Source organism: Paenibacillus sp. 2RAB27 (genome assembly GCF_052115445.1).
GTDB lineage: Bacteria > Bacillota > Bacilli > Paenibacillales > NBRC-103111 > Paenibacillus_E.
The window spans coordinates 85658-97476 of the sequence record NZ_JBFRGR010000014.1 but is presented as its reverse complement, the minus strand read 5'-3'; the positions used below and the strand labels follow the sequence as shown (position 1 = coordinate 97476).

The 11819-nt window shown below is 45.8% G+C and carries 11 protein-coding genes; 8 read left to right on the top strand and 3 right to left on the bottom strand.

Going from position 1 to position 11819, the window contains the following annotated elements; translation table 11 throughout:
* The first annotated feature begins 8 nt into the window (after positions 1 to 8).
* The 5 genes from ruvB (at position 9) to yajC (ending at position 6005) form a co-directional block, all read left to right on the top strand.
* Positions 9 to 1016 carry a Holliday junction branch migration DNA helicase RuvB gene (ruvB, locus tag AB4114_RS19520; protein WP_441989970.1) on the top strand — a complete coding sequence of 336 codons (1008 nt, stop codon included), beginning with the start codon at positions 9 to 11 and terminating at the stop codon, positions 1014 to 1016.
* Positions 1017 to 1183: 167 nt separating this feature from the next.
* Complete coding sequence (locus AB4114_RS19515; RefSeq protein ID WP_441989969.1) at positions 1184 to 3403, top strand: SpoIID/LytB domain-containing protein; 2220 nt, start codon at positions 1184 to 1186, stop codon at positions 3401 to 3403.
* 9 nt (positions 3404 to 3412) lie between these two features.
* Positions 3413 to 4492 (top strand): tRNA preQ1(34) S-adenosylmethionine ribosyltransferase-isomerase QueA, encoded by a 1080-nt coding sequence (gene queA / locus AB4114_RS19510; RefSeq protein ID WP_441989968.1) that lies wholly within the window; start codon positions 3413 to 3415, stop codon positions 4490 to 4492.
* 49 nt (positions 4493 to 4541) lie between these two features.
* The gene (gene tgt / locus AB4114_RS19505) at positions 4542 to 5681 is read left to right on the top strand and encodes a tRNA guanosine(34) transglycosylase Tgt (protein WP_441989967.1); all 1140 of its coding nucleotides are present in this window, start codon (positions 4542 to 4544) and stop codon (positions 5679 to 5681) included.
* A gap of 15 nt (positions 5682 to 5696) precedes the next feature.
* Positions 5697 to 6005, top strand: coding sequence for a preprotein translocase subunit YajC (gene yajC / locus AB4114_RS19500; protein WP_056610408.1), 309 nt, complete (start codon positions 5697 to 5699; stop codon positions 6003 to 6005).
* A 61-nt stretch (positions 6006 to 6066) separates the two neighbouring features.
* On the opposite strand, the gene AB4114_RS19495 is transcribed toward yajC, so the two are convergent.
* Positions 6067 to 6906, bottom strand: a complete 840-nt coding sequence (locus AB4114_RS19495) for a phosphatase PAP2 family protein (protein ID WP_171632109.1) — start codon at positions 6904 to 6906, stop codon at positions 6067 to 6069.
* A gap of 95 nt (positions 6907 to 7001) precedes the next feature.
* Positions 7002 to 7382 (bottom strand): TIGR04086 family membrane protein, encoded by a 381-nt coding sequence (locus AB4114_RS19490; protein ID WP_441990030.1) that lies wholly within the window; start codon positions 7380 to 7382, stop codon positions 7002 to 7004.
* Positions 7383 to 7563: 181 nt separating this feature from the next.
* On the opposite strand from AB4114_RS19490, the gene AB4114_RS19485 reads away from it, so the two are divergent.
* Positions 7564 to 8892: an SLC13 family permease gene (locus tag AB4114_RS19485; RefSeq protein WP_441989966.1), complete on the top strand. Its 1329-nt coding sequence runs from the start codon at positions 7564 to 7566 to the stop codon at positions 8890 to 8892.
* Positions 8893 to 8996: 104 nt separating this feature from the next.
* Positions 8997 to 9683, top strand: a complete 687-nt coding sequence (locus tag AB4114_RS19480) for a DUF421 domain-containing protein (protein ID WP_441989965.1) — start codon at positions 8997 to 8999, stop codon at positions 9681 to 9683.
* A gap of 11 nt (positions 9684 to 9694) precedes the next feature.
* On the opposite strand, the gene spoVB is transcribed toward AB4114_RS19480, so the two are convergent.
* Entirely contained in the window at positions 9695 to 11260 is a 1566-nt protein-coding gene (gene spoVB, locus AB4114_RS19475; RefSeq protein ID WP_441989964.1) for a stage V sporulation protein B, read from the bottom strand.
* Between the two features lie 203 nt (positions 11261 to 11463).
* On the opposite strand from spoVB, the gene AB4114_RS19470 reads away from it, so the two are divergent.
* Positions 11464 to 11748: a post-transcriptional regulator gene (locus AB4114_RS19470; protein ID WP_441989963.1), complete on the top strand. Its 285-nt coding sequence runs from the start codon at positions 11464 to 11466 to the stop codon at positions 11746 to 11748.
* Positions 11749 to 11819: the final 71 nt, after the last annotated feature.

Below are 11819 nucleotides of genomic sequence, written 5' to 3'. Positions count from 1 at the left end.
GGGGCACCATGGACAATGAGCGGATCATATCGGCTAATTTTATGATGGAAGACAATGTGGTCGAGTATAGTCTGCGTCCGCGTTTTTTGGCTGAATATATCGGCCAGAAGCAGGCGAAGGAGAACCTCAAGATCTATATTGAAGCTGCGAAAATGAGGAAAGAAGCCCTGGATCATGTACTTCTGTACGGGCCGCCTGGACTCGGCAAAACAACGCTCTCCAACATTATCGCCAATGAGCTTGGCGTGAATATTCGTACAACCTCCGGGCCTGCCATCGAGCGGCCCGGAGATCTTGCTGCCATCCTGACGAATTTGCAGGAGGGGGATGTGCTCTTCATCGATGAGATCCACCGACTCCACCGGACGGTGGAAGAGGTGCTGTACCCAGCGATGGAGGATTTTGCCCTTGATATTATCATCGGCAAGGGGCCTAGCGCACGATCTGTGCGTCTCGACTTGCCGCCATTTACCTTGATAGGCGCCACGACACGCGTTGGGCTGCTCTCTGCGCCTCTTCGCGACCGATTTGGGGTCGTAAGTCGGTTAGAGTTCTACACGGTCGATGAGCTCAGCTACATCGTCAGCCGGACAGCCGACATCTTGCAGGTCGGCATCGTTGGTGATGCTGCGCGCGAGATCGGCATGCGCTCGCGCGGGACTCCGCGTATCGCGAACCGATTGTTGAAGCGGGTGCGCGATTTTGCACAGGTGAGAGGCGACGGCATCATCACCATGGAGCTTGCTAAGGAGTCGCTAAGACTCCTGCAAGTGGATGATCTGGGATTGGATGAAATTGACCATAAGATGCTGCGCGCAATTATTCAGAGCTTCCAAGGGGGTCCTGTGGGGGTTGAAACGATCGCAGCAACCATTGGTGAGGAAAGCCAAACCATTGAAGATGTCTATGAGCCGTATTTGCTTCAAATTGGTTTTATGCAGCGCACGCCTAGAGGACGGACCGTAACGCCGCAAGCGTACCGCCACCTCGGGTTACCCGTACCGGAGCAACGCTAAATCAGTTAAAGATCAGCCAACATGAAATGACAATTGTAAGCTTTTGCCGCTGCTGGAAGGGCGGGCAAGAGCTTTTTTTGTCTTTTTTCAGCGAATAAACAAAACTTCTGTCTCTTGCTAGAGTCTACATTACTAGATGATAGCGTAAGAAAGGATACGATACCTTTATGTTTGGAAGACATCAGCTAGTTAACCCAAAGCGAATTGCCATCATAACGGCAGCAGCACTAACGTTTACAGCCACTTTATATGGAGGATCCGAAGTGAATGCCGATGGGATTAAGCATTTGGATCAGATTCGTGTTGCCCTTGTCATTAATGCTGCCAAATATAAGAAGATAGAACCGCTAGTTTCACTCTCATCGCCAGGTGGATTTGATATTGGCGTGCGGAGCTCAGCGAATTCGGAGGCGAAGCCATGGGCTTCCATTTCGGATACAACGATTCGGATGTCATTAGATCAGTTTAGTGTGATGATGCTGGAAACGTCAGACTTCACTACGGCTAGGACCTTGAACGGCAAACTGGCTGCTATGGCAGAGGAGAGCTTCGTGTTAAGTCGTTCCAAGCTTGGTAAAATAGTGTATCAAGTGTATTACGGGAATCTGCCCACGCAGGCTGAAGCCGAAAATGCAGCAGCTGGGGCATTGAAGGACCCTACGGTTGCTGCTCTAACGAAATCGGCAGCACCTGTCAGTGGTCCGCTCCATTGGAGTGCGGGGACGTATGCATCAGAGGCCGCAGCACAGCAGCAAATCGCCGTGTACACGGGGGCTGGTGTTGCAGCTGAGCTCGTTTTACAGGCGGATGGGGCCGGCAAAGTGGGCTATAGTGTTTGGTTAGGGAGCGAGGCAACGGATGCCAAGCTTGAGCTAGTAAAGCAAGCTGCATTGAAAGCTGCACCGAATACGCCTCTTCAACCAGCGAACACGAAGGCAGCCTATTTGATCCGCAGATCGGATGTAACCACCTCAAGCAATCCCGCAGCTGCTGTGGCTCATTATGTGACTGCTGTTGGTGAGCAGAAAACAGTGATTCATCCTAAGAAACAGGGAATCGCTGTGAAAGAACGCATGGACCGAAGTTTCCGTGGCGACATGGAGATTAGCACGTATCACGATCGATTAGCATTGGTCAATGAAGTTCCTATGGAACAATATTTATATGGCGTTATTGGTGCAGAGCTTAATTCACAATGGCCAGCAGAAGCGTTGAAGGCTCAAGCTGTAGCTGCACGCACGTATGCGATCGTTCAAGGAAACAAGTACGAGATTGCACAAGTAACGGATACAACGCTTGAACAGGCCTACTATGGCATAGATAAGGAATTTACTGCTGGCAATCTAGCGGTGGATGCAACGAAAGATGAAGTAATTTCGAACAAGCGCGGCTTGATCTCACCTGTATTTGCTTCTAATGCGGGGGGGATAACAGCAGATTCTACGGAGGCTTGGGGCAATTCGGTTGATTATTTGCGAAGCGTTGCTAGCCCGGATGAAGGGGCTGAACAAGGCAAAGCCATTTGGTATCAGATTCAACTGACAGACGGCAGAATCGGTTTTGTACATAGCATGTATGTGAAGGATAGTGGACAGAAGGACAAGGCAGGTAAAGCTATTTACGAAGCTACAGAGGCAGATGTTAACGTACGGGTAGCACCTTATGTGGATAATGTCGCGAATCCTGCCATAGCTAAGCTGGCAACCAAAGAAAAAGTTGTCATCCTTGGTCAAGAGAGAGAATCGAATGCTTACTCTTGGATAAGAGGTCCTTATAGCTTAAGTGAAATCAAGAGTAAGCTTGAAGCTGCTAAGATTCCTATCAATGGTGAATTAACTTCTCTGGAAGTTTCCAATAGAGGCCCGTCTGGCCGAGCAATCGAGCTGAAGGCGAACGGAGTTGTCGTGAAGGTGGACAATCCAGACGCCATTCGGGCGGTACTGGGTGGTTTACCGAGTACGCTGTTTGAAATAGAAGGAGCAGGCAGTTATACTGGTACTAGCCCATCTGTTTCAAACGGTACCAGCATTGCGATCTTGAGCGGCTCAGGTGTGGTTTCGAGCAGTTCACCATCCGACAGCGTCTATGTGTTATCCGGGAAGCAAACGCAGCCAACAGCTGTGAAGAAAACGGATTTAATGACGCTAAGCAGTACGGGCATTAGTAAGCCCGTGTTGACAGGAACAGTGTCATCTACGTCTACATCCAGCATCCCATCTAAGGGGTCAACTGCCTTTCAAGGAAACCAAATTATTTTCCGTGGAAAAGGTTTTGGTCATGGCGTAGGCATGTCGCAATGGGGTGCAAAAGGCTTTGCAGAGAAGGGCTACGATTACAAAAAAATACTTCAGACGTACTTTACTGGGGTCAACATAACGAAGGAATGAATAACTAACATGGAAGTACAAGCATTCGATTTTGAATTACCTGAATCTTTGATTGCCCAGACGCCGCTGCTAGAACGCACGGCGTCTAGATTGCTTACACTGAACAAAGAAACTGGCGAAACCGCTCATCGCACATTTGAAGATCTGATATCCTATGTAGAAGCCGGGGATTTACTCGTGATGAATGATACACGAGTCATTCCAGCGCGGCTTTTTGGTATGAAGAAAGACACGGGCGCTAAAGTGGAGTTATTGCTGCTTAAGCCGCTCGGCGAAGACCGTTGGGAAGCACTAGTCAAGCCAGGGAAACGCATGCAGCTCGGCTCTGTTGCGGTATTCGGCACTGCGGCTGACCAAGGTGGCGAGCCTCTATTAACTGCGGAAGTCGTTGAAGTTGGCGACATGGGAGCTCGTATTCTGCAATTCCGGTACACTGGGATTTTCAATGAAATCCTGGATCGATTAGGCGAGATGCCGCTTCCGCCTTATATCAAGGAGCAGTTATCAGAGCGGGAGCGATATCAAACCGTCTACGCGAAGCACGAAGGATCATCTGCCGCGCCAACGGCAGGTTTGCACTTTACAGCTGATTATTTGGAGAGACTGAAGGACAAGGGTGTCCGACTAGCCTTCGTGACGCTGCACGTAGGTCTAGGCACTTTCCGCCCTGTGTCTGTGGATAAGATCGAAGATCACCAGATGCATGCTGAATATTACATTTTATCCGATGAAACAGCTGCATTAATTAATGAGACGAAATCAGCGGGGAAACGTGTTATTGCAGTTGGTACAACATCTGCACGAACGTTGGAGACAGCAGCAGGATTAAGCCGCGAACAGCCAGGTTACCAAGAAGGCCAACCTTTACTCATTCAGCCTTCCCAAGGCTGGACTTCCATTTTTATTTATCCTGGCTACACGTTTGGTGTCGTAGATGCGTTGTTAACGAATTTCCATCTGCCGAAGTCAACATTGCTTATGCTCATTAGTGCACTGGCTGGTAAGGCCAATGTGATGCGAGCCTACGAAGAAGCTGTGAAGGAAGAGTACCGATTTTTCAGCTTCGGCGACGCCATGTTGATTTATTAAATCATCCGATTGAACAAGAAAAGCAAGCTTAGAATAGGAAGTGGATATCATGACAGCAGCAGTAACATATGAATCGATTAAAACCTGTAAACAATCCGGCGCTCGCTTAGGCCGCGTTCACACCCCGCATGGCGTTATCGAAACGCCGGCGTTCATGCCTGTAGGTACACAGGCAACTGTGAAAACAATGAGTCCGGAAGAATTGAAAACGATGGACGCTCAAATTATTTTAAGCAACACCTACCACTTATTCATTCGTCCTGGACATGAGATTGTGAAAGAAGCTGGCGGGTTGCACAAGTTCATGAATTGGGATCGACCGATCCTAACGGACAGTGGTGGGTTTCAAGTTTTTAGCTTGAGCAATATGCGTAAAATTACAGAGGAAGGCGTCACATTCAAATCGCATTTGAATGGTGATAAGTTATTCCTATCTCCAGAGAAGGCGATGGAAATTCAGAACGCACTGGGTTCTGACATTATGATGGCCTTCGACGAATGTCMGCCGTTTCCAGCGGAATACGAATACGTGAAGAAATCCCTAGAGCGTACGACGCGGTGGGCGGAGCGCTGTCTGCAAAGTCATGCGAGACCTCAGGATCAAGGCCTGTTTGCGATCATCCAAGGTGGCATGCATGAGGATCTACGCAAGCTGAGCGCGGAGCAGTTGACTTCCATGGATTTCCCGGGGTATGCTATTGGTGGACTGAGTGTAGGTGAGCCTAAGCACTTGATGTATGAAGTGCTAGATTACACAACACCACTTATGCCTGCGAATAAGCCCCGTTATTTGATGGGGGTTGGTTCGCCGGACGCATTGATTGAAGGCGCTATCCGAGGCATTGATATGTTTGATTGTGTATTACCGACGCGGATTGCTAGAAACGGGACTTGTATGACAAGCTCTGGTCGTCTAGTTATTCGTAATGCGAAATATGCAACGGACTTCGGCCCGCTTGATGCCAAATGTTCTTGTTATACATGTACGAATTACAGTCGCGCCTATATTCGACATCTCATCAAAGCAGATGAAACATTCGGGATTCGCTTGACGACGATTCATAACCTTCACTTTCTACTACAGCTTATGCGTGAAGTTAGAGAAGCCATTAAGGAAGATCGATTACTTGATTTCCGCGATACCTTCTTTGCCGCTTACGGGCTGAATGATAATGAAAGAGGATTCTAAGAGAGGAGGATACCTATGTTTCTAGCTGAAGAAGGTACCACTGGTGCAGTAGGATATTTGTATACATACGGACCTTTAGTGCTTATGTTCGTAGTTCTGTACTTCTTACTTATTCGTCCACAGCAAAAAAGACAGAAAACACGTAGTCAAATGCTCGGAGGATTGAAAAAAGGGGATAAGGTTGTTACGATTGGCGGTCTTCATGGCACGATTGTAGAAATCACAGATGACATTTGCGTACTTCGTGTCAACGATGCAACGAAAATGACTTTTGATCGCTCTGCAGTTAATGCAGTTGCACAAACGCCTGCTACTAAGGAATAAGTTAACAAAAAGCGAGGTCCTATAATAGGCTCTCGCTTTTTATTTGCATATATACTTGAAATTAATATTCGTTATTCTTTACAGGGCGTTTAAGGAGTGCACGCTCACCAAGGATCAGACGACCTTCAGCAATGCGCAGACCCATTCGAGCAGCTACGACACCGAGTACGACACCAGCACACATATCGGACAACCAGTGAATGCCTAGATAGAAGATTGTGAAAATAATAAAGGCTGCTGAGCAGGGCACGAAAATTTTCCAAAACGTGTTTCGGCTTTTCACCGCGATAACGGCCATTGAAACGGATATGGATGTGTGCAAACTTGGGAAGCAATTATCGAGTCCAGATAATGGTCTGTAATCTTGCTCGAAAGTTGGGAACACATCTAGAATTAGAAGATCTACTTTAGGATGGAAAAACCATACTTCGTTAACCGGGAAGAAGAGATAAAACGGAATAGCAATCATATAGTTGAACATGAGTGCATAACAGACCGCATAGAAAAGTTTATGATTCTTCTGATACGTGTAAATAGCAATGGAAGTAATCATAATCGATGGGAATATAATGACATAGAAATAACTACATACGACGGTAAGAATATCATTATGGAAAAAGTTCTGGATCGTCGCTACAAAGTCACCCTCAATGCCATAGATCGACTTCGTGAAATCGGCTTTGTATTGCATGCCTTTCTCGATTGCCATCTCCATCTTGTTAAACATGAGGATCATCAGCAACGCGATGAAATGAAAAAGAAACTTGCGTGAAGTAAATATTTCATGAACTAAGCTACTGGCAATGGTGTATGGGCTCTTTCGCGTTGCAATAATTACAAAAGCGAAAATTGTTAGTACAATATAAACTGTCGCATGCGTCATAGATTGAAAAGGGCTCAAGTTGTATCCCCCTATTTATTGGAAGTTTTGTGCGGCAATAACTATGACATTATACCACATTCAACGGGGGGGAGTGCTATCTTCACGGAAAAGACTTATTTCTGAGTATTTACACCAAGTATGCCACCGAGCGCCCCAGATGCGAATAAAATGCCAAGCAATTGAAGGGACTGAAGATTCAACCCTGCATCGAATGCCAGAAAACCGACTAAGAAAATGAGAATGAAATAGAAGATGCCGACCATGCCCCCGTGATACCAGCCGCGGTTACCGGCCCGTTTACCTGAAACCCATCCTCCAATAAATAAGGAGACCGCGTGGATGATGGTTGTTAAAGTGTGTAAGGAACTTTCTTGTGTGCTGGTTAAAAGCAAAAACAAGGAGGTCACAATAGTTCCAATGGTCATCATACTAAATGAGTAGACAAGTCCTGAAAATAATGGCGATGTTATTCGAACCTGACTGACCGTTTTCATAGGGTTCACAGGCATCATTCCTTTCCTATATTCGAACGCTTCATTATCATCATTGTATGGCCAAGCACATAGAATTAGTACAAACTATTTAAAGCGTATGCTGCAGATAGCGAGTTTTGACGCTGCAATACTGCGCTTCGCGTGCGTGGGCTATTCAAAACTTTTAGGAGTGTGATTATTTATGACTGAATTCTCTCAAGGACCGGTGATGTGGCAAGCAGTAGCCGCACTGCTTATTTTTGCAGCTGCTTACGTTTGTATATTAATTGAAAAATGGGATCGTACGTATACCGCGCTTGGTGGGGCTTGTTTGATGCTGATTTTAGGCATTGTACCGCTCCAGAAAGCACTAACAACCTACGCGAGTTGGCCGATATTAATCTATCTCGTGAGCCTTTTCATCCTATCGAGCCTTTTTCAGAAAACTGGCATTATTTCGTATATCGTAAGTTCATTTGTTCGAAAATATCGCATGCGGGCGCTTACGGTTATCATTAGTCTTTCGCTGCTAGCGGCGCTGATCTCTGCGCTCTTGGATAGTTTAATGGCTGTTGTTGTCATCGTTCCTTTCATCATTATTGCGTCTAGAAAAATGAGGTTGCTGCCGGCTCCATTTCTAATCTCGATGTTATTATCCGTACATATTGGCGGTGCAGCAACGATTATGGGGAATATACCAAGCCGTATGCTAGGGGCGTCAGGGCATATTTCGGCGGGGGAAATGTTCATTAAATTGTTTCCTCTGATTTGCTTGCTGTTGGCCGTCGTTTATCTCATTATGTGGTTGATCTATCGAAAGCGCTTAGTAGCGGCTGAAGCACACATGCGTGAGCTGTTAAGCATAAAGCCAAGCTCCTATTTATCTCCCAATAGAGAATTCGTCTTGGGAAGCAGCATCATTACAGGGTTGACCCTAATTGGGCTATCCCTTCATGGTGTACTAGCATGGAGTCCAGCCTACATTGCAGCCTCCGGGGCTATTGCTTTACTTGCTATGAATTACAAAGATATTTTTGAGGTAATTAGAAACAAGGATTATGGAGCGGTATGGCATCACTTGAGAGAAACACAATGGCTCTTTTTCTTGGGACTTTTCATCATGGTTGGGGGCTTAACGTATGCAGGTTTTTCAGGTTTTATTGCAAATAAAGGACTAGAGCTAAGCCAAGGGAGCATCCCGTTCCTATCCATTCTAATGTTATGGTTGAATAGTTTTGGTACAGCGATGATGGATAATATCCCATTCATTGCTGCGATGATTCCGATTGTTGACGGGATGAAGCCGCTTGTAGAGACGTCAATTCAGCCGATGTGGTGGGCGCTGATCGTCGGAAGCGGGATTGGAAGCGGTGTGACACTAGTGAGCTCAATCGCGAGCTTATACGCGGCATCTTTTACCTATCATGATGGTGTAAAGTTAAAGCAAAGTGAGTACGTGGCGGTTGCTGCCCCGATTTGTTTCGTGCTGCTGTTGGTTTCTACGTTATATTTCAAATTATTCTTGTTGTAATTGCCAACAATTGAATAAGTAATATCTGCATGATGAGGTGCGTGCGCGGTCAGAATACCAGTGAACTCCGAGAACAAGCTAGAGCTTAGATCAGGGAGGTTGCGATGGAAATTCTGACCATTTTTTTGCGTACGGTGCTTATCTATTTTGTTGTTTTTCTCATGCTTCGTATTATGGGGAAACGTGAAATCGGCAAACTGTCGCTTTTCGATCTTGTAATTTCCATCATGATTGCGGAAATTGCTGTTTTCGTTATTGAGGATACGAAGAAACCTCTTATGGATGGGATTTTACCCATGGGGACGTTGGTGCTAATTCAAGTCTTGCTTGCCTATATCACCCTAAAAAGTCGCACAATTCGTGTGCTTTTCGATGGTAAGCCGAGTGTTCTCATCAAAAAGGGAATGCTTAACCGCGAGGAAATGAAGAAGCATCGTTATAATTTAGATGATCTGATGCTGCAGTTAAGACAAAATAAAATTATGAACGTGGCGGATGTGGAATTTGCTATCCTGGAGCCTTCGGGGAAATTAAGCGTATTCGAGAAAGAAAAAGATGGAAAAGAGACAGGGCCCGAAGTTACGAAGTTAAAAGAAACCATTCGTTACGAAGGCTTGCCCCTGCCTCTTATTATGGATGGTAAAGTACAAGACGATAACTTAGGGAAAATCGGTCAAACGAGGTTTTGGTTGAAAAACCAGCTCCAAGAACAAGGGGTCAGGGATTTTAAAGAAATCTTCTACTGTTCGATTGATCATCGCGGCAGAATGTTTCTTGATCGCAAAAGATGAGAAGCAGTGATTCAACGTATTATTTTTTTGCCCATATTCAGCAGTCGACCGATATCTTTCAGACTGATGAGTCGGAAAACCGTGATGAAAAAGATATAGGAAAAGAGCCCTAACAATAAGGAGGAGACAAATCGAATCCAGGTCACGGACACCCAAGGTGTGTACATGATGAAATAACAAACAACACCTGTGAGAAGCATGGCCGCGCCAATTTTCACGAAACTGCTGCCTTCCATGCGGAATTTGAGTAGACGAACGACACTATTCCAGTGTAGCAGTGTAACCAAAACGATATTCACATTGATGGCGAATACAGCGCCGTGTATGCCCATTTCAGGCTTGCTAGCTAACCAATAGATTAAGAATAACTTGACTGTCGAGCCAATTAAGGTGTTGATTAGAGCAGCTCCAGGCTTGTTTAATGCTTGTAAAGCAGATTGTAGCGGAGCTTGAAAATAAATGAATATCGCGATCGGTGCCATCATCTTCAGCATGACACTGACATCTGGCTGATTGTACAGATACTTGCAAATCGGTTCAGCAAGTACAAACATCAATACAGAGAACGGGGCACCTGTCACTAAAGCGAGCTTTAACGATTGATGCAAACGCATGTGGATAGTCTTGAGGTCTTTGCGGGCGGCAGCTTCGCTTAATGAGGGAATCAGAGAAATGGATAATGACATGGTTAGTGCACTCGGTAGAAGGATGATGGGAATGATCATACCTTGTAAGGCTCCGTACTGGGCGGTTGCAAGTGATGTGGTAATGCCGGCGATCGCCAAGCTTTGAGCAATTAAGATCGACTCCAGTAAGTAGGAGCTAGCACCGATGAGTTTGCTTCCTGTGATCGGGATTGAGATACGTAAGATTCTGCGCAGATTGGAGAGTCGACCTGTTGTTTTCTTCGTTCCGATTTGAGCAAGTGGAGGCTTGGGTATTGCTTTTTTATCCCATCTAAAATGAATTGCCAATACAGCTAGTCCGCCAATTTCCCCTGCCAAGACGCCAATCATCGCACCTGCTGCCGCATATTCGATGCCATAAGGGATCATCATATAGGAACAGACGAGAACCATGACAATACGAATCAACGTTTCCATAATTTGCGAGGTTGCAGTAGGAATCATATTTTGTCTGCCTTGGAAGTAACCGCGGTATACGGCAGAGACGCCAATAATGGGTATCATGGGGCTCATACATAGGAAAGTATAGTAAACGCGGGAATCCGTCAGTAAATGAGACGTGATCCATGAGGCTCCTAGCAGGCAGACAACTGTAAAAATGAAGCTAAGTGATATCGTGATGGCTAGCGATATGCGTAAAATGCTGCGAATCCGGGTCTCATTCTTCTCGGCTTCTGCTTCTGCAATCAGCTTGGCAATGGCAACGGGAATACCTCCGGTAATGATAGTTAAAATAACGGACAGGAATGGCCAGCCCATTTGATAAATACCAATGCCTTCAGCCCCGATCACGCGCGGTAAAGTCATTCGGGGTATGAAGCCAAGTATGCGATTCAAAATGCCTGCGGCGAGCAGGATCATTGTACCTCTAATAAACGACTGCTTGGTCACTGCCATACCCTCTTCCGATAATGTCATACCTATGACTATGCGCGAGCTGTCCAAGCTCATGCTAAGATTTTATGGACAAGTGCGCATTTGGCAGGAAATTCCGAGGTGACTATCGAAGTATATAACATACAGGTAAAACGAATGCATTAGCTTATGCTTACGTAGATAGTTTTGCTAAAGCAAAACTTTTAGGAGGATCCCCCATGAATGACGCACAGGATAACGGAAGTGAAGAAGAGCATCCAGGTATGTCGGATCAAGAGTTGAATGAAATCATCGAGAGCTTGTGTTTGAGCAAGGTTGAAGAGTTTATTCTGCTTGGATACGAGCATGTGACTGGCAAGGATATATGGGATTGTGTAAGTGATAGATACCGCAAAACCGGGTTGCCCTCTCTCCATCAAATCGTAAATGACATTTTGTCCCTCAAATCTACAGCGTTTATGAACTGGATGACGATTAGTATGTATAGAGGAGCCCAATTCTAAGAATGGGCTTATTTTTTGCGTGAAACGACTTAAATTGACTCGTTTTTCAGACCTGAGTATAATAGGCATAT